Here is a 17,852-nt window from a genome sequence, read left to right on the forward strand (position 1 = left end):
TAATCAGCGTGATATTGTTGAAATAGCTTTTTACACAGGAAACCGGAGCCACATCCCGCAGTGTTATTTCTAATAATGCTATATTTGAGACTGAAGGGTTCTTTTATGCAATTCTTCTTTCTACAAAGAATTATTTCCCTGAATTCACTATGGAAATTACGCCCCAAATGATTAATTCGCCACGTAATTTAAGAACCGGATATGCAGTTTGTCATATGATCCAACAGTTTTATACGGAGGATGTAATTACAAGAACAGGCGCTACATTAAAAATAGACTCATTTAAAAAGCTTACTGATCAGGTTAAAGAAGTAATCTTCGGATAATCTTTTCAAACCCTCCCCAAAACAAAACCTATAAATCCTATCTTTAGGATATATGCTGCCTTTACTTGTATCAAAGCAAATTCGCGAGGCTGATGCCTATACCATAGCGCGCGAGCCTATCAGTTCCATTAACCTGATGGAGCGGGCCGGTAAAGCTTTTGTGGGTTGGTTCATCAATCATTTCCAGTATAAAAATCAAACCATTGCAGTGTACTGTGGCACCGGCAACAACGGCGGCGACGGCCTTGCCATTGCCCGTATTTTATGCGACCATGGGTATTGCAATATTGATGTGAAGATCTGCCGGTTTAGCGAAAAGGCCAGCGACGATTTTAATGAAAATTTAAAGCGGATAAAAAAGACCGGCATCCCGGTTAAAGAACTAAAGCCTGGTGCAAAATTAGCTGCAGAGAAAGCAGATATGATTATCGACGCCATGCTGGGCAGCGGCCTTAATAAACCCCTGGCCGGCGATTATAAAACGCTGGTTGAGTACTTAAACAGCTTGCAAAAAACCGTTGTTGCCGTTGATGTACCCACCGGGTTTTACACCGATGGCGAGATCCCTAAAGATGCCATCATCCTTAAAGCCAATCTGGTAATCACCTTTCAACAGCCAAAGATCAACTTCCTGCTGCCCGAGAGCGGCCCGTATATCAACTGCTGCGAGGTTGTTAAAATAGGGCTGGATGAAAACTTCTTAAACTCCGTTGATACGCCATATTACCTGGTAGAAGAGAAGGATGCCCGGCAACTTATCAAACCCCGCCAACGCTTTAGTAATAAAGGTACTTATGGGCATGCCCTTATCATAGCCGGGAAGGACGAAACGATGGGGGCGGCCATGCTCTCTGCTTCGGCTTGCGCACATGCAGGGGCCGGGCTTACTACGGCCTGCATCCCGCGAAGCGGATTGGTTGCCCTTAACAGTTCCATGCCCGAAGTAATGGCATTGGTTAGGGATGAAGGCAAACTGCCCGATTTAGAATGGGGCAAATTCAGCACCATTGGCATAGGCCCGGGCCTGGGTAAAGAGCCAAATACTTTGAAGCTGCTTAAAGCGATTATAAAAAATTATAAATATCCGGTGGTAATTGACGCGGATGCCTTGAATGTATTGGCCGAGAATCAAAGCCTGCTTAAGAAACTACCCGCCGGAAGTATTTTAACACCCCATATGAAGGAGTTTGACCGACTGTTTGGTAAGCATTCCAGCTGGTGGCAGCGACTGCAGACCGCAAAAATCAGGGCTAAAGAGTTGGGGATTTATATCATCCTGAAAAACGACTATACCATTACGGCTACACCGGATGAGAAACTGTACTTTAATTCGACGAGCAACCCGGCCATGGCCAGCGGGGGTATGGGCGATGTTTTAACGGGGATAATTACTTCGCTACTGGCGCAAAAATATTCGCCGCAGGATGCCTGTATTTTAGGGGTATATATTCACGGAAAAGCCGGGGACGAGTTGGCGCTGCCAAACCGCATGCATGTGGTACTGCCTACCAGGATCATTAGCCAGTTGCCCATCACTATGGCAAAATTAAAGGCATAAAAAAAGCGAATGTAAGTATCAAACATTCGCCTTTTTAAACTATTAACTGATCTTATAAAGAACTAAATACTTCTAACTAATTGTATCTATATGACGTGCGAGACATATATTAGTTACAATAACAACGCGAAATATTTAATTGTTTGATGTTTTTAACAAATTTTAACAAAAAGCTTTTAGAGGGGCAAAGGGGCGACCGTCGGTTAGGTGGTTAAAATGTGCCTATGACCACCATTTGATCCATGGTAGGATTAACACTACCACCCATGGGTTCCAAAGTAACAGCAAAACCGGCTGCTGATGCTATCGATCTCATTTCCTTAACGCCTGCGGTATCTGTAGCGGGAGCATCAAAAACACCCATATCTACCGGTTTGCCATTAACCAGCGCCCATAACTGGTATTGGTGCTGCGCGTCATTCTTAGGTAATTTAATGCTTTGTACGTCAACCATTACCTTTTTACTTACAGCGTTCCAGGCAAGTATCATGGCGGCGGTAGGGGTTTTTGGCATGCCCTTTAGCCTTAGTACTTTGTAAGTGGTATCGCGGTACATATCCAACTGGTTATCCATCAGGTTAACCTGGTTGGCAAATCGCTGTTTATCCTGCTGCAATGAGGTTAGCAGCGTGTTTGACTCCTGTAACTTACTGTAGATATTTACCAGGCCGTAAATACTTATCAGCAATAAAGTTAGACAAGCCGCAAACGCGTATTTATAAAAACCGTTTGCACGCACTGCCGGTAAAGTTACGATGTTATCATTGTCCTGATTATCGATGTATTGGCGGTCGTCATCCTGATGGGTAATGCCTTTTGTAAAAGTATTATCATCGCCCAGGTTAATTACCAAACTGTTTAAAACACGGGTGCGCAAATGTTCGGAAGGTTCAACGGCATGCTCTTCGGCATAAAACTCCATCGATCTTTCTATCTCAGTTATCTCAGCTTTTATCTCAGGATATTTCGCTGCCATATCCTCCACCTGCAACTTTTCTTCCGCGCTGATATCGCCCAGAACGTAGAGTTCCAAAATGCCTGATTCGATATATGCCTTAACGTCTTCCACTATCAATTAAAATGTTTTCTGAGTTGAAGTATAGCCATTCTTAACCTTGTTTTAATGGTGCCCAGCGGGATGCCCAATTCATCGGCAGCTTCCACGTGGGTATAACCTTTAAAATACACCAGGTCCAGAATTGATCTTTGCTCGGGTTTTAGTGTCGAAACCAAATCCCTTATACCCACCAACTCGGGCTTGTAAACTGTATTTTTTTGTTCGTCAATGAAAGTTACGTTATTTTCAAGCTCATGGTTTTTGCTTTGATTTTTAAAATCTTTTGAGCGTACCTTATCGATTGCCAAATTACGCGCAACATTAACCATCCAAGTGAATAGGCGGCCTTTTTCGGCGCTGTAACCCGAAAACGAATGCCAAATTTTTACGAAAGTTTCTTGCAGAACATCTTCGGCGGTGGCCTCGTCGGTAATTATCCTGGAGATAACACCAAACAGCGATGCCGAGTACATATCATATAATGCTTCGACCGCAATTTTCTCACGGTTTTGCAGGGCCAGAACTAATTCTTCTTCTGATAATGATATTTTGCGTTTTGGGCTCAACTCGATGAAGATATAAAGGAAAACCTACATTTCAAACAAATGTTTTTCGGCATGGTATGATGAGCGCACCAGCGGGCCGCTTTCAACGTACCTGAACCCCTTTTTTAATCCCCATTCTTTATAGCTTGCAAACTGGTCCGGGTGAATCCAGTCGATAACCGGGTGGTGGTTACGGGTTGGCTGTAAGTATTGGCCTAATGTAAGGATGTGTACCCCTGCTTCCAGCAGGTCGTCCATTGCTTCCAGTACATCTTCTTCACGTTCGCCCAGGCCAAGCATAATGCCCGATTTAGTGCGAACCCCCGCGGCTGATGTGCGTTTCAATGCCTCAAGGCTGCGGTCGTATTTGGCTTGTATGCGTACTTCGCGGGTTAAGCGGCGTACGGTCTCTAAATTATGCGATACTACTTCGGGGCGTGTTTCCAGCACGCGGTCAAGATTATCCCAGATGCCGCGGAAATCGGGCAGTAAAGTTTCCAGTGTGGTATCCGGGCTTTCGCGGCGGATAGCATTAATTGTTTCGGCCCAGATGATAGAACCGCCGTCCTTAAGGTCGTCGCGGTCAACCGAGGTTATAACGCAATGTTTTACCTGCATCAGTTTAACCGAGTTGGCTACGCGGTTTGGCTCGTCGGTATCAACGGCTAAAGGCCTACCGGTTGCCACCGCGCAGAACGAGCACGAGCGGGTACAGATATTGCCTAATATCATAAACGTAGCCGTACCAGCGCCCCAGCACTCGCCCATGTTGGGACAATTACCGCTTTCGCAGATGGTGTGCAGCTTATGCTCGTCAACCAGGCCACGTACGTGTGCGTATTCCTTCCCTACCGGAAGCCTAACCCTTAACCAATCGGGCTTACGCTGCGGCTGGGTGGCGGGTACTACTGGCAAATCTATCATGGTACAAAATTAGTTAAAAATGTTATAAATGTTGTAAGGGTTGAAATGGTTACAGTGGTTTGACTTTTTACCAACTACGGGTCTAAGTTGAAACCTTAGACCCGTAGTTGATGTACAAAAAAATCCGCAGAATAATTCCTGCGGATTCTATATATCTTTTATCCTTTTGTCTTTCGTCTTTTATCTAAGCAAGCACGCTCATCGCCTCGTCAACCGAGATGGAGCCGTGCGACTGATCCAGGATGCATTCGCCATCTTTTATCAACAGCATCTGCGGCGACTCGTGGTACACCAAAAAATCCTGTGCTATTTTGTTTGACAGGTCGCGGTGTTTGATGAGGTCTAAAAAGTAAAGGGGCATATTCGCCGGCAGGTTTTGCCAGTCCATCTCAAAGCGCCTTTTTGCCATCATACTGATAGAGCAGCGTGTGCTGTGTTTAAAAATTAAGCTATAACCCTGCTGTTGTTTAATATTATCCAGCTGACCGGCCGTTTCCAACGATATCCATTCCATAAAACAAAAATAATGTAAAGCGCCTGTTTAAACGTAAAAACAGTGTAAAACCCGTTTTAGTTTTAGGCTAAAGGCAATAAAATGACAAATGAATGTTAACGGTGGTTTGGGTACGAACCGTATGCAGGGCACAATTTGTTTGAGCACGAAGCCATGCTGCCAAGTGCCAGCGCTAAAATTGCTATGTAAAGTACTTTCTTCATGTGTTTATTAAACTTAATATTTATACGGTTTTAACCAATTAAAGTTTCGTTCAGTTTAGCCATTTTAATGGCCGTAACAGCGGCTTCATCACCTTTGTTGCCATGTTTGCCACCGGCCCGGTCAATTGCCTGCTGCTGGTTATCAGTAGTTAATACACCAAATATAACAGGTTTTGAATATTTTATGGCAACATTTGTTACCCCATTTGCAACTGCGGCGCAAATAAAATCAAAATGGCGGGTTTCGCCCTGTATTACACAACCAAGGGTTATTATCGCATCAAGCTTTTTGTTTTTTAGCAAAAGCTCGGCGCCGGTTGTTAATTCAAAGCTGCCCGGTACCCCGTACGAGTGGATGTTTTCGGGTTTTGCGCCGTACTTTATCAGGCTATCGTAGGCACCCTGATATAACGCGTTGGTTATTTCGGCGTTCCACTCGGCAACCACAATGCCAAAACTGTAACCTGCGGCTGAAGGTATTTCGCCCGCGGTGCTAAAATCTGACAGGTTTTTTAATTGAGTAGCCATTTTTGATTTCGGATTTTAGATTTACGATTTCGGATTTTTTGTTTAACAAAAATGTTCGATCCCTGATCTATTGTGAATGTATGCATTCAACCTATAAATCCGAAATCGAACATTCGAAATTCGATATTAAATTAATTACTTCGCCTCCGCGCGGGCTATGTACTCTTCTATATTTTGTGCTTCGGCGCTGTCAAAGTAATCAGCTTTGATTTTTTTGTAAGTATCGGCAGCAGATTTGTTGTCTTTTTTTGCTTCGTAAACCAAACCCAGTTTTTTTAAGTAAAACGGCGAAAGGAATTTGTTGCTTGCTTTATCAGCAGCCTTTTTAAAGTAAGTTTCAGCTTTGTCGTAATCTTTTAATTCAACGTAAGCGTCACCTGTACTGCCCAATGCTTCGGCAGCTATCATACTGTCGTCGCCGCGGTAGTTGGTTAAATTATCAATTGCCTGGCGGTATTCGCCCTTGTTTAAATAAGCGGTGCCCAAATAAAAGTATGCAAGGTTAGCAACTTTTGTATTGCTGTAATCTGTTATGATTTTTTTGAAACCGGGGTAACCGCCATCGCCGTTAATTGCTTTGTCCCAATCTTTTTTAGCCCAAAAATCTTGTGCTACGTGCATTTGGTTTGCGGCTGTAACTTCCCTTGGTGCAAGGTATAATTTAAGATAGGCTACGTAAATAACAATCATTACAACAATTGCTGCTGCAATAAATAATAGGCTTTTTTGGTTTTCCTGAACAAAACTACCGCTTTTTACAACATTATTGTTAGTTGCTGTAGTTTTCGATTTCACCTCGGTTGCTGACATCTGTATTTTAAAATTAAGTTTGCAAAAATACGGTTTTCAATCCTTTTAGCAAATTTAAATTTTGGATACTTAAAGCGCTGATTGTTTGATTGCAGGTTATGCGAAAAACAGGTGTTTTAAAGTCCACACAAACATTTTCACCCGGATATACAATTTCTATTCGCATCTCGTTAACTTTACCCGCTACATGACCCAACCACACACCCCTGATAAAACCAAATGGCTATACCTTTTTACAGGGCTGGCTGTTCTGCTTAATTTCAGCGGGTTGTTTATTCCTATACTGGCGCCCGATGGGACACTTTACGCCGTAATTGCCAAAACAATGGTGCAGCGCAACGACTACGTGCAGCTGTTTGTACACAATGCCGACTGGCTTGATAAACCTCATTTTCCGTTTTGGGTAACCGCATTGTCGTTTAAACTTTTTGGGTTCAGCACCTGGGCCTATAAGCTGCCGGGTATTTTATTTATGCTGATGGGTGCGGCCTATACTTATAAACTGGCTAAACAACTTTATAGTAAAGAGGTGGCCTTATGGTCGGTACTAATATTGCTTACGGCGCAGCACATTATCCTTTCAAATAACGATGTACGTGCCGAACCATACTTAACCGGCCTCGTTATTGCATCGGTATATCACTTTTATAAAGCTTACATACGTAACAGCTTTTGGCAACTGGTATTAGGGGCGGTTTTTGCTGCCTGCGCCATCATGACCAAGGGCATGTTCGCGCTGGTGCCTATTGGCGGGGCTATTGCCGGGCACCTGGCTATCACCAAACAGTGGAAACAGCTTTTTAACCTGCGCTGGCTGCTTGCCGCTGTGCTGATACTGGTGTTCATCCTCCCCGAAATATACTGCCTTTACGAGCAGTTTGATGCACACCCCGAAAAGGTGGTATTTGGCCGCACCCACGTATCGGGCATTAAATTCTTTTTTTGGGATAGCCAGTTCGGCAGGTTTTTTAACACAGGCCCTATCAAAGGCCACGGCGACCCGTCCTTTTTTGTGCATACCACGTTGTGGGCGTTTTTACCATGGTCGCTGATATTGTTCGCGGCAATATGGCATTTTGTTAAAACGGGGATAAATAACGTGCAAAAGCGGGAGTGGCTTTGCATCAGCGGGGCATTGCTTACCTTCCTGTTGTTTTCGGCATCTAAATTTCAACTACCGCATTATTTAAATATTGTGTTCCCATTCTTCGCCATTATTACTGCGCAGTATTTAGTAGGGTTGCATACCGAACGAACGATCAGGATAATAAGAGGGGTGCAAACAGGCGTAGTTATTTTATTACTGCTGATAATTGCCGCGCTGCACTACTTTTTTAAGCCGGATGTATTTACCTGGGATATAGCGGCCGCGCTTTTGGTATGGCTTGGGTTATTGCTGATACTACCCGGTAATTTTGCCAATACCGATTTCAGGCAAACCGCCTTTCGGACACTTATTGTGGCCTTTGTGGTGAACCTTTATTTGAACCTGTCATTTTACCCGTCCCTGTTAAAATACCAGGCCGGGAGCGAGGCCGCCGTTTGGATAAATAACAACAACCCGCAAAAACTGCCGGTGTTACAGTCGCTGGATGTAGAATCGCACCCGTTTGATTTTTACATTAATACAAAACTGATAACCTTGTCGCCGGGATTATTACAACGTTTGCCAGCGTCGCCGTTTATATTTTATGGAACACAACAGGAAGTAAACCAATTAGCCGATAATGGCCGTGCCGTAACGCATTTAGCCGAATTTCAGCGGTACCGCATAACCCGCCTTAAACCAGGATTTTTAAACAGGCGTACTCGAAATAAAGAACTTACCCAAATGGAGGTAGTGCTGGTGAGTAGTTTAAGTGATAATACCACCCATTAACGGATCCGAAAAACCGGAGTTCCCGGTCTCTACCCTGCCTGCATACCGTTTCTCGAAATTAGCGTATCCTTTTACCTTGATGCTGAAATCGTACCAGTTATGCTGTTTGCTCAGGTCGAGCTTAATGGTTTGCGGAGCAAAACTTTCCTGCTGTATGGTCATTTGCTTAGTGCCGGTTTTGTAGGAGTTATCTACTACCTCAACCGTTAACGGTGTATTGCCGCCAATAAGCCAAAAGGTTAACACCACGTTGCCGGTTAGCTTTTTACCATTTGCCTGGTACGCAAAATCAACGCCTATGCCGGGGTCTTGCGCGCTACCTTTAAATGCACGGTAAAAACCGTTAGGGCCGTAAGTGCGCAGGTAATAATTGCTATTCTCAAACTCGTTGAGCGGCCATTGGTCGGTAATCGTATCGCCTGCTTTGGCGGTATAGCTCCAGGTACGTACGGGTTCCATTTTCTGCGGATCGCGGAAGGACGCATATTTGTCCGGCGCGTAAACGTTAAATGGCGCGCCAATGGCTTTATCGCCAAAAACCTTATCGCCAGCTTTAAATTTTATCTCGAATGCGGTTTTGTCCTCATTTAAGCTTCCACCAACATAAAGTTCGTAAGGCAGGGCGCATGACGGCTTAATACCCGGTTCCTGCTTGGGCATATAAGGTGAAATGGCCGGGTTCTTTTTGATCCTGGCAATATCGTCTGCCGATAGATTTTTATAGGTAGACGGCACTTTCTTGAATTTAGCCTTGTGTATGCTTTCTACAAATTTCTCTCTATCTAAAACTAACGGACTGGCAATCTTTTCGCCGTTATACGGCCTGAAGGCAGTGGTAAGGTCGCCGCAGATGGTACGGCGCCAATCGCTTATGTTGTGTTCCTTTATTTTCTTCCCTGTTTTTTTCGCCAAAAAGGTTTCCAGGAATTGCAGGGTAGAGGTATGGTCAAATACCTCCGAGTTTACATAACCGCCCCGGCTCCATGGTGATGCTATTACCATAGGTACACGGTAACCCAAACCTATCGAGTTTTCGCGGTCGTAATCTATCGGGAAGTTTTTGCGTTCGCGCTCCTGCTCAAGGGTTACAAAGTCTACCCGCGTATCAATCCCGTCAGATACCTTACCTGTGCCTTTTTTATGCGAATGAGGGGCGGTAAAAGGCGGTACATGGTCGAAGTATCCGTCGTTTTCGTCGTAGGTTAAGATGAAAATGGTCTTTTTCCACACCTCGGGGTTTTGGGTAAGGATATCCAGCACCTCTGATGTATACCAGGCCCCGTACCATGGTGAATCGGGGTGGTCAGAGAAATTCTCGGGCGCGGTTAACCACGATACGGTGGGCAGCTTGCCTGTTTTAACATCTTCCCTAAACTGGTGCAGTACATCGCCCTTGGGTACCTTCATTTCGCGCCTGGTGCCGTTGTCATCGTATTTAAGGGTAGCCAGGTCGCGGTAATGCGGGTCGCCGGTGTTTACGGCAAAAGCTTTATGGTGAAGGTTCTTTTCTTTCTGCGATAGCTTATCAAAGGTGGAATGCTCCAGCAGGGCGGGGTTATTTTTTAAATTATCCAGGTCGGCACGCAATTGTCTTAGCTGCGCCTGCAAGTGATCGATATGTGCATCGCCCTTGCGTAAACCTGCTATCTTTTTCTCCATCGCCGCTATTTCGCCGGGCAGGGTAGCATAGCGCTTTTGCATATAATTGATATGCTTATCGTACAGGTTGATGTTGTATTGCTTAAAGTATTCAAGCGGGTTATCGCCAAAGTTTGATAGCCAGGGTTCTTCCTCGCCCTCAAAGCCAAGTGGCACACTCATTTCGTTCTGGTAGCACTTCCAGCTTATGCCGGCATCCTCCAGTCGCTCGGGGTAGGTTGTCCAGTTAAGGGTGCCATAATCTGCATCTTCGTTCCATACGCGGGCGCGGGTATCTTCGTTCTGCTCCTCGCGAATGGTACCGCTCCAAAAGAAAAGCCTGTTTGGCGTAGTGCCGGTAAGCGACGAGCAGAAGTGCTGGTCGCACACGGTAAACGCATCTGCGAAAGCGTAATGAAAGGGCAGGTCCTGCCGGTTATGATAGCCCAATGTTAAGGGCATGTTTTCGTATTCTTTCACGCCAGATCGCTTTTCGTTTAGCCACTGGTCAAATTTGCCATCGTTACGGGCGTTTACCTGGTTGGCCCACGAGTGGGGCAGACAGTTCATCCAGGTGGCACGGGTGTTTTTTATATCCAGGTGAAAAGGCGCGTATGTTTCGCCCTCGCTGTTTGATTGCAGCCAAACCGGGTTTTTATTAGGCAGACTGATAGCACGCGGATCATTAAAACCCCTAACACCCTTCAGCGTACCAAAGCAATGGTCGAAAGAGCGGTTCTCCTGCATCAGCAGTACAATATGCTCTGCATCGGCCCAGGTAGTGCCGGGGGCCGGGTTTATAGCCATTGCTTTTTGGATAGAAGCCGGCAAAATATTGGCCAGGCCTGCCGCGCCGGTAAGCATTGCCGCTTTTTTCACGAAATCTCTGCGTGTATCTGACATAGTGCTAAGTTATTAAACACGTTTTAAATATCTGTACTGTTTGGTAACGGTTGTATGATGTTATTGTAAATTCAAGCGGTATAATAATAAAGGTATATCGCCCGACGGGGTTATTAAGCCGTTTTGTGCAAATCCGCACCGTTCAAGCAAACGCTGCGAGCGGATGTTTTCAGGTATGGTAATGGCATATAAACTATCTGCTGTATAATTCTGCTTTATATAACTTAGTGCGGCCATACAGGCTTCATAAGCTAACCCCTTGCCTTCGAAGCCCGGCAAAAAAGCGAATCCAAGGTCAGGACTGTCCAAATAATCGCGATTAACAGGGCCGCACATGCCAATAGGCTGGCCAGTGCTTTTTAATTCCGCCAGCCAAAGGCCATATCCACGCAGCTCATAAGAGGCCACCGGTCCATTTACTATATATGCTATGGCGTCGTCGGTGGTGTTAATGTTCCTGTCGCCTATAAATTTTTTCCAGCCGGGGGTGTTAAGCAGCTCAAAAACAAATTCGTGGTCGCCAGGGGAAAAGCGGCGAATGTTAAGCTGAGTAGATTCAAATAAAATAGTGTCCATTAATAGCTAAGCTAAATATTTAACCAAAAAGAGGATAAAAGTTTTTACAAAAAAAAGGGTGTAAAATCCGCTTCGCGTGAATTAATGAAGCTTACATACTTGCTTTTACCACAAACATTTACTTACTTGTATTTCCAATTGTCACCATCTGCCTAATAGATCTTCGCCTATGAAAAAGTATTGCCTTACCCTTAACCTGATAGATGACGAGGATTTGATTGCTGAATATGAAGCGCATCACCAGGCTATTTGGCCCGAAATAGTGGACAGCATTACCGGCTCGGGCATTACCAACATGGAAATTTACAGGCTTGGCACACGCCTATGTATGCTTATTGAAGCGAGTGATGATTTCACCTTTTCGAGGAAGGCCGCTATGGATGCATCTAACACCAAAGTGCAGGCGTGGGAAGATATGATGTGGAAATACCAGCAGCCAATTAAAGGTGCGCTTGCCGGCGAGAAATGGGTGCTGATGGATAAGATATTCCAGCTGTAATGCAGATGTGCAAATATGCAGATGAAGAAGTATGAACTACAACAATTATTTACCGATATGAGAACGAAGCTACTACTGTTTTGTGTGCTATTTAGCGTTATTACAAATCGCTCAATGGCGCAGGGCCCTTATACACCAACCGCCGAAAACCTTGCGCAAAGGCAAAAATTCCAGGACATGAAGTTTGGGTTGTTTATCCATTGGGGTATTTACAGCATTTTGGGCGACGGCGAATGGGTAATGCACAATAAAAAGATCCCGTACGATAGTTATAAAAGGCTGGCAGGTTTTTTTAACCCGCAGGAATTTAACGCAAAAGAGTGGGTGGCCTTTGCCAAGCAGGCGGGCATGAAATATATCACCATTACATCGCGCCACCACGATGGGTTCAGTATGTTCGGCACTAAAATGTCGACTTATAACATTGTGGATGCAACACCTTATCATAAAGACCCTTTGATGGAACTGGCTAAGGAGTGCGAAAAGGAAGGGATCGAACTGCATTTTTATTATTCGCTGCTGGATTGGGGCAGGACCGATTACGCTTTTGGCAGCCCGATAGTTGACGGTAAACCTGCAAACGGCGACTGGGACAGCTATATCAAATTTATGAAAGCGCAGTTAACCGAATTGATCACCAAATATCCGGGTGTAAAAGGCATTTGGTTTGATGGCGATTGGGAACGCACCAAGGTTAACTGGCATTATGATGAAATTTACGGTTTGATACATAAGCTAAACCCTGCTATAATGGTGGGCAACAACCACCATGTAGCGCCAAAGGATGGCGAGGATTTCCAGATGTTTGAAAAAGATCTGCCGGGTGGCAATACCACGGGCTTCGCGCCCGACCAAACCATTGGGCGGCTGCCGTTGGAAACCTGCGAAACCATCAACAACAGCTGGGGCTTTAACATAACCGACAGGAGCTTTAAATCATCCAAGCAAATTATCCATTACCTGGTGAACGCTGCCGGGCACAACGCTAACTTTTTACTGAACATTGGCCCCATGCCCAATGGTAAGATCCAGTCGGAATTTACCGATACGCTGGCTATTGTAGGCGCCTGGGTGCAAAAGAACGGCGAAAGTATTTACGGTACCCGTGGCAGTAGTATATCCGCCCAACCCTGGGGGGCATTAACTGTTAAAGGTAAAACCGTGTATGTACATATTACTACGCCGCAGGGTGGGCCTTATATATTTATCCCTCAGGTAAAAGAAAAAATTGCCAAAGCTGTATTACTAAGCAATGGTAGCGCAGTTAAATTTAAGCAACAACCCGAGGGGGTATTTATTTATACCACAGGCCTTACGCCCGACCCAGTGGATACGATTATTAAACTGACGATGAATTAGTAGTTTTACCACAAAGGTCACAGAGAATGGCATATCCTGTAAAAACACAAAGCGCACAAAGGTTAAACTCTGTGTGCTTTGTATTTATTAGCTATTAGCTATTAAATCTTGGTGTACTTTGTGGTTAAACTACGCTTCTACTTCTTCGGCTACAAAACTTGCTTCATCGGCGCTTGGGCCATAACTGCCGGGGATAGGTACGTTAAGCAGGCGCAGGTAAACACCCAGTTGAGCGCGATGGTGGATGATCTGCGAAAGCGCCATACGGATAATTTCGCCTTTGGTGCTTACACTATAAATGGTGTCGCCGCTGCGCAGTGTCCATTTTTCATCAAGCTTATTTTCGTTTTCGGGCATCAACTGGCTGCGGCCATCAATTAACGATGCCTCGAACACCTCCATCAGGGCTGCCGTATCATTTACATTTTTTTGTTCCCAGGCGTTGTTTTCAAAATCAAGCTCATCAGTAGTAAGGGCCATGGTTATCCATGTCGGCAATTCGGCAATATGGGTGGCCAGGTTGCGCAGTACCATACTTTTTTCGTGCGGCTTATAATCATACTGATCATTAGGGATGCGCGATAACATGTTGCGGGTTGTTACCGATTCGTCGTTTAGCTGTTTCAGGAAAAATTGAATAAGTGACATAATGTTTTTGTTTTGGTTTGTAATTCAAAGAAACAGCGGGGTAATGACAGCCCTATGTCAGCAGGGGAAAAAAATAATTGAAAATTTATTATTTGCTATGCATGCATAATAAATTTATCTTGCAGCGTTTAAAGCTGCTATTTGTACCAAATACCGTTTTGTTATTGATCTGGCGGATTTTACAGGTAAACCAACTGGCGGAATTAATCGTTAGTTTTACCAAAAACCAATAATAAATCTACTTTTTAAAATGGATCATTTACTAACAGATGCCCCAACGGGCTATGATTTTTCTATAAGCGACAATCAAAAAATGATAGGCCAGATGGCAAAGGATTTTGCCGAAAAGCACATCAAACCAAACGTAATGCAGTGGGACGAAGAGCAGCATTTTCCGTTAGACCTGTTTAAGCAATTGGGCGAAACCGGTATGATGGGTGTGCTGGTACCCGAAGAGTACGGCGGCTCGGGCTTTGGCTACGCCGAATACGTAACGGTTATTGTAGAGATAGCAAAGGTTTGCGGCTCGATAGGGTTATCGGTTGCGGCGCATAACTCGTTGTGCACCGGCCACATCCTGGCCTTTGCAAACGAAGAGCAAAAACACCGCTGGTTACCCAAACTGGCCAGTGCCGAATGGCTTGGCGCCTGGGGCTTAACCGAAGCCAATACCGGCAGCGATGCCATGCGTATGGCTACCACCGCTGTATTAGACGGCGACCACTATATAGTAAACGGCTCAAAAAACTGGATAACACACGGTAAAAGCGGCGACATTGCCGTAGTGATGGTGCGCACCGGCGAGAAGGGCGATAGCAAAGGCATCTCGGCATTGGTGATAGAGCGCGGCACATCTGGCTTTAGCGCAGGCAAAAAAGAAAATAAACTGGGCATGCGCGCATCAGAAACTACCGAAATGATATTTGACAATTGCCGCGTACCCAAAGAGAACCTGTTGGGGGCAGAGGGCGAAGGCTTTAAACAAGCCATGAAGGTATTAGATGGCGGGCGCATTTCGATCGCCGCCTTATCATTAGGTATCGCCAAGGGGGCGTTTGAAGCAGCTGTTGCTTACTCAAAAGAGCGCCACCAGTTTGGGCAGCCTATAAGCAATTTCCAGGGCATTGCATTTAAACTGGCCGATATGGCTACCGAAATAGAAGCCGCCGAACTGTTGATTATGCAGGCTGCAGATTTAAAGAACCGCCATTTGCCGGTTACCAAGCAATCGGCCATGGCTAAGTACTTCGCATCCGAGGTGGCGGTGCGCTGCGCTAACGAAGCGGTACAGATCTTCGGGGGATATGGTTATACCAAGGATTTCCCGGTAGAGAAATTTTATCGCGATGCCAAACTTTGCACAATAGGCGAGGGGACTTCCGAGATACAGAAGATCGTTATCAGCCGCGAAGTGTTAAAATAAGAAACTATACTGATCCATTATACACCTAAGTACGCCTGCAGCTTCATCGCTGCGGGCTTTTTTGTTAAAAAAAAGAAAGCAGGCGTGGCCTTGCGCTATACCTGCTTCCCATAAATTTTTAATTAACTAATAACCGACAGTTTGATTAAATCTGTTAGTTGATACAAATATAATAAATTATCTTATTAATATAATTTATATCATATAAATTAATTAATTATACAATCAATATTGCATTCGGCTTACATTTGGTTGATAGTAAGCTGCTTATTGGTTTATTTTTACTGGTATTGGCGAAGTATAGTAAAAAGCATTTCTATCAACGTTCTTAATATTTACATCTAAATTTTCATTCACTTTATTAATATTTACGTTGATGCTGCCATCGGCGTTTACCGGCAGGGTAACATATTTTTTGCCATCTGCCATAGCAGGGGTAATACTGCTTTTTAGCAGGTTAAGAGTTAGCGCTGCCGCGATGATAGTGAGGATAATTTTAGTGTATAGGTCTGTTTTCATGATGTTTGGTTTTGATCTTGAAGATATTAAAATTCCTTACAAGTTAAGCATACTCAAGCTAATCAGAATAAACAAATTGTAATTGAACTCTTCCTATATAAAAAGCGTGGTGATGCGGACACCCTTATCGTGTTAAATCAGCAAATAGCCTGGTATCTGTAAAGTGTTGTTATTATATAGTACCGTCTTCCCGGCCTACGGATACGCAACCGGAAGTTTTATAGTGATGAGCCCGGCTTAGCCTTAAAGTTGCCCGGTAAGGTTATGATAATATCTGTAAGCAGTTTATAATAATGTATCGGGGGGTGATAAAAGTGACCAAATAAATATCGTAACAAGCTTTATATGGTACGTACGGCCATGGTTTATTAAGTAAATGAAAACGATGGCATTTTTTCTGCTTCATTTACAGCGTGTTAAAAATACACTATCACTAAAATATGCAAACCATTTGCACAAGTAAAAATAGTGCGTACCTTTGCACCCCGCAACAATCCCGATAGCCATCGGAAGCGGGTGTTCTCTGAAAGTTTAGCAAAGCAATTATTAAAAAATAAAGTTTGCAAATTCAACAAAGGTTGCTACCTTTGCAGCCCGCCAAATCGGAAACGAAAAGCGGTTGTTGATTGAAAAAGCAGGCTCGGAAAAATAAAAAAATAAAGTTTGCGAAAGAGAAAAAGGTTACTACCTTTGCAGTCCCAAAACGAGGGAGAAAAAATCGGAAACGGTTTCGAAAAAAACGTTAAAAGCTTAGAGCGATTCTAAAGCTTCAAAAATTTGAAAAGTTAAGCATTGCAAAATGCGAAAACATATAGGAAGTCTGAGACAGACGACCGACAAAGTTCTTAAAAGAGATAGAGAATAAATTATGCAGCGTAACAGCAGAACAGCGATGTTCAGCGGTTAAGAGCGAAACTTAAGGGATAGGGATAATGTAAGAGAATATTTTTTTTACAGATTACTATTGATTGAGTTAATAGGGTCTGGATTTGAACAACACATTATACAATGGAGAGTTTGATCCTGGCTCAGGATGAACGCTAGCGGCAGGCCTAATACATGCAAGTCGGACGGGATTGTGGAGCTTGCTTCACATGAGAGTGGCGCACGGGTGCGTAACACGTATGTAACCTACCTTAATCTGGGGGATAGCCTCTCGAAAGAGAGATTAACACCGCATAACATTACGACATAGCATTTTGTTGTAATCAAATATTTATAGGATTAAGATGGGCATGCGGAACATTAGCTAGTTGGTAAGGTAATGGCTTACCAAGGCTACGATGTTTAGGGGATCTGAGAGGATGACCCCCCACACTGGTACTGAGACACGGACCAGACTCCTACGGGAGGCAGCAGTAAGGAATATTGGTCAATGGGCGCAAGCCTGAACCAGCCATGCCGCGTGCAGGAAGACGGCCCTACGGGTTGTAAACTGCTTTTGTACCGGAATAAACCCCTTTTCGTGAAGAGGGCTGAATGTACGGTAAGAATAAGGATCGGCTAACTCCGTGCCAGCAGCCGCGGTAATACGGAGGATCCAAGCGTTATCCGGATTTATTGGGTTTAAAGGGTGCGTAGGCGACCTATTAAGTCAGGGGTGAAAGACGGTAGCTTAACTATCGCAGTGCCTTTGATACTGATAGGCTTGAATACACTTGAGGTAGGCGGAATGTGACAAGTAGCGGTGAAATGCATAGATATGTCACAGAACACCAATTGCGAAGGCAGCTTACTAAAGTGTCATTGACGCTGAGGCACGAAAGCGTGGGGATCAAACAGGATTAGATACCCTGGTAGTCCACGCCCTAAACGATGAATACTCGATGTTGGCGATATACGGTCAGCGTCTAAGCGAAAGCGTTAAGTATTCCACCTGGGGAGTACGCCCGCAAGGGTGAAACTCAAAGGAATTGACGGGGGCCCGCACAAGCGGAGGAGCA

Annotated in this window: 15 protein-coding genes and 1 rRNA gene; 6 read left to right on the plus strand and 10 right to left on the minus strand. The window is 44.5% G+C overall.

What is annotated here, in order from left to right; all coding sequences use genetic code 11:
* Positions 1 to 378 precede the first annotated feature (378 nt).
* On the plus strand, positions 379 to 1,884 hold the full coding sequence (locus EWM62_RS18920; protein ID WP_129878249.1) for an NAD(P)H-hydrate dehydratase: 1,506 nt from the start codon (positions 379 to 381) through the stop codon (positions 1,882 to 1,884).
* A 211-nt stretch (positions 1,885 to 2,095) separates the two neighbouring features.
* On the opposite strand, the gene EWM62_RS18925 is transcribed toward EWM62_RS18920, so the two are convergent.
* The 6 genes from EWM62_RS18925 to EWM62_RS18950 all read right to left on the minus strand — a co-directional run bounded on the left by EWM62_RS18925 (position 2,096) and on the right by EWM62_RS18950 (position 6,465).
* Positions 2,096 to 2,953, minus strand: a complete 858-nt coding sequence (locus tag EWM62_RS18925) for an anti-sigma factor (RefSeq protein ID WP_162499881.1) — start codon at positions 2,951 to 2,953, stop codon at positions 2,096 to 2,098.
* Positions 2,954 to 2,955: 2 nt separating this feature from the next.
* Positions 2,956 to 3,507 carry an RNA polymerase sigma factor gene (locus EWM62_RS18930; RefSeq protein WP_129878251.1) on the minus strand — a complete coding sequence of 184 codons (552 nt, stop codon included), beginning with the start codon at positions 3,505 to 3,507 and terminating at the stop codon, positions 2,956 to 2,958.
* Positions 3,508 to 3,531: 24 nt separating this feature from the next.
* Positions 3,532 to 4,410, minus strand: a complete 879-nt coding sequence (gene lipA / locus EWM62_RS18935) for a lipoyl synthase (RefSeq protein ID WP_129878252.1) — start codon at positions 4,408 to 4,410, stop codon at positions 3,532 to 3,534.
* Between the two features lie 184 nt (positions 4,411 to 4,594).
* Positions 4,595 to 4,924, minus strand: coding sequence for a bacillithiol system redox-active protein YtxJ (gene ytxJ, locus EWM62_RS18940; protein WP_129878253.1), 330 nt, complete (start codon positions 4,922 to 4,924; stop codon positions 4,595 to 4,597).
* Positions 4,925 to 5,157: 233 nt separating this feature from the next.
* A complete protein-coding gene (ribH, locus tag EWM62_RS18945; RefSeq protein WP_129878254.1) occupies positions 5,158 to 5,655 on the minus strand; it encodes a 6,7-dimethyl-8-ribityllumazine synthase in 498 nt (165 codons plus the stop codon).
* Positions 5,656 to 5,790: 135 nt separating this feature from the next.
* On the minus strand, positions 5,791 to 6,465 hold the full coding sequence (locus EWM62_RS18950) for a tetratricopeptide repeat protein (protein WP_129878255.1): 675 nt from the start codon (positions 6,463 to 6,465) through the stop codon (positions 5,791 to 5,793).
* Positions 6,466 to 6,652: 187 nt separating this feature from the next.
* Here EWM62_RS18950 and EWM62_RS18955 point away from each other — a divergent pair, with 187 nt between their 5' ends.
* Positions 6,653 to 8,344, plus strand: a complete 1,692-nt coding sequence (locus EWM62_RS18955) for an ArnT family glycosyltransferase (protein WP_129878256.1) — start codon at positions 6,653 to 6,655, stop codon at positions 8,342 to 8,344.
* Here the strand turns inward: EWM62_RS18955 and EWM62_RS18960 are convergent.
* A complete protein-coding gene (locus EWM62_RS18960; protein WP_129878257.1) occupies positions 8,321 to 10,885 on the minus strand; it encodes a phosphocholine-specific phospholipase C in 2,565 nt (854 codons plus the stop codon). The two genes, EWM62_RS18955 and EWM62_RS18960, sit on opposite strands and share 24 nt — an antisense overlap.
* Positions 10,886 to 10,945: 60 nt before the next feature.
* The gene (locus tag EWM62_RS18965) at positions 10,946 to 11,461 is read right to left on the minus strand and encodes a GNAT family N-acetyltransferase (RefSeq protein ID WP_129878258.1); all 516 of its coding nucleotides are present in this window, start codon (positions 11,459 to 11,461) and stop codon (positions 10,946 to 10,948) included.
* 169 nt (positions 11,462 to 11,630) lie between these two features.
* Here EWM62_RS18965 and EWM62_RS18970 point away from each other — a divergent pair, with 169 nt between their 5' ends.
* Both EWM62_RS18970 and EWM62_RS18975 read left to right on the plus strand, forming a co-directional pair.
* Positions 11,631 to 11,960 carry an L-rhamnose mutarotase gene (locus EWM62_RS18970; protein ID WP_129878259.1) on the plus strand — a complete coding sequence of 110 codons (330 nt, stop codon included), beginning with the start codon at positions 11,631 to 11,633 and terminating at the stop codon, positions 11,958 to 11,960.
* Positions 11,961 to 12,017: 57 nt separating this feature from the next.
* Entirely contained in the window at positions 12,018 to 13,319 is a 1,302-nt protein-coding gene (locus EWM62_RS18975) for an alpha-L-fucosidase (protein ID WP_129878260.1), read from the plus strand.
* A gap of 129 nt (positions 13,320 to 13,448) precedes the next feature.
* Here the strand turns inward: EWM62_RS18975 and EWM62_RS18980 are convergent, their stop codons facing one another.
* The gene (locus EWM62_RS18980) at positions 13,449 to 13,967 is read right to left on the minus strand and encodes a DinB family protein (RefSeq protein ID WP_129878261.1); all 519 of its coding nucleotides are present in this window, start codon (positions 13,965 to 13,967) and stop codon (positions 13,449 to 13,451) included.
* Between the two features lie 250 nt (positions 13,968 to 14,217).
* Between EWM62_RS18980 and EWM62_RS18985 the strand changes: the two genes are divergently transcribed.
* Positions 14,218 to 15,390: an acyl-CoA dehydrogenase family protein gene (locus EWM62_RS18985; RefSeq protein WP_129878262.1), complete on the plus strand. Its 1,173-nt coding sequence runs from the start codon at positions 14,218 to 14,220 to the stop codon at positions 15,388 to 15,390.
* Between the two features lie 267 nt (positions 15,391 to 15,657).
* Here EWM62_RS18985 and EWM62_RS18990 read toward each other — a convergent pair whose 3' ends face one another.
* Positions 15,658 to 15,909 carry a hypothetical protein gene (locus EWM62_RS18990; protein WP_129878263.1) on the minus strand — a complete coding sequence of 84 codons (252 nt, stop codon included), beginning with the start codon at positions 15,907 to 15,909 and terminating at the stop codon, positions 15,658 to 15,660.
* 1,005 nt (positions 15,910 to 16,914) lie between these two features.
* Between EWM62_RS18990 and EWM62_RS18995 the strand changes: the two genes are divergently transcribed.
* Positions 16,915 to 17,852, plus strand: a 16S ribosomal RNA gene (locus tag EWM62_RS18995); the annotation flags it as partial.

Origin of the sequence: Mucilaginibacter terrigena, assembly GCF_004168255.1 — a bacterium.
Lineage (GTDB): Bacteria > Bacteroidota > Bacteroidia > Sphingobacteriales > Sphingobacteriaceae > Mucilaginibacter > Mucilaginibacter terrigena.

What these genes read in the sequence shown, in the direction of transcription:
- EWM62_RS18985 (WP_129878262.1), top strand. Translation starts at nt 14,218, where the DNA reads ATGGATCATTTACTAACAGATGCCCCAACGGGCTATGATTTTTCTATA.
- EWM62_RS18950 (WP_129878255.1), bottom strand. Translation starts at nt 6,465, where the DNA reads ATGTCAGCAACCGAGGTGAAATCGAAAACTACAGCAACTAACAATAAT.
- EWM62_RS18960 (WP_129878257.1), bottom strand. Translation starts at nt 10,885, where the DNA reads ATGTCAGATACACGCAGAGATTTCGTGAAAAAAGCGGCAATGCTTACC.
- ribH (WP_129878254.1), bottom strand. Translation starts at nt 5,655, where the DNA reads ATGGCTACTCAATTAAAAAACCTGTCAGATTTTAGCACCGCGGGCGAA.
- EWM62_RS18980 (WP_129878261.1), bottom strand. Translation starts at nt 13,967, where the DNA reads ATGTCACTTATTCAATTTTTCCTGAAACAGCTAAACGACGAATCGGTA.
- EWM62_RS18990 (WP_129878263.1), bottom strand. Translation starts at nt 15,909, where the DNA reads ATGAAAACAGACCTATACACTAAAATTATCCTCACTATCATCGCGGCA.
- ytxJ (WP_129878253.1), bottom strand. Translation starts at nt 4,924, where the DNA reads ATGGAATGGATATCGTTGGAAACGGCCGGTCAGCTGGATAATATTAAA.
- EWM62_RS18955 (WP_129878256.1), top strand. Translation starts at nt 6,653, where the DNA reads ATGACCCAACCACACACCCCTGATAAAACCAAATGGCTATACCTTTTT.
- EWM62_RS18965 (WP_129878258.1), bottom strand. Translation starts at nt 11,461, where the DNA reads ATGGACACTATTTTATTTGAATCTACTCAGCTTAACATTCGCCGCTTT.
- EWM62_RS18970 (WP_129878259.1), top strand. Translation starts at nt 11,631, where the DNA reads ATGAAAAAGTATTGCCTTACCCTTAACCTGATAGATGACGAGGATTTG.
- EWM62_RS18920 (WP_129878249.1), top strand. Translation starts at nt 379, where the DNA reads ATGCTGCCTTTACTTGTATCAAAGCAAATTCGCGAGGCTGATGCCTAT.
- EWM62_RS18975 (WP_129878260.1), top strand. Translation starts at nt 12,018, where the DNA reads ATGAGAACGAAGCTACTACTGTTTTGTGTGCTATTTAGCGTTATTACA.
- lipA (WP_129878252.1), bottom strand. Translation starts at nt 4,410, where the DNA reads ATGATAGATTTGCCAGTAGTACCCGCCACCCAGCCGCAGCGTAAGCCC.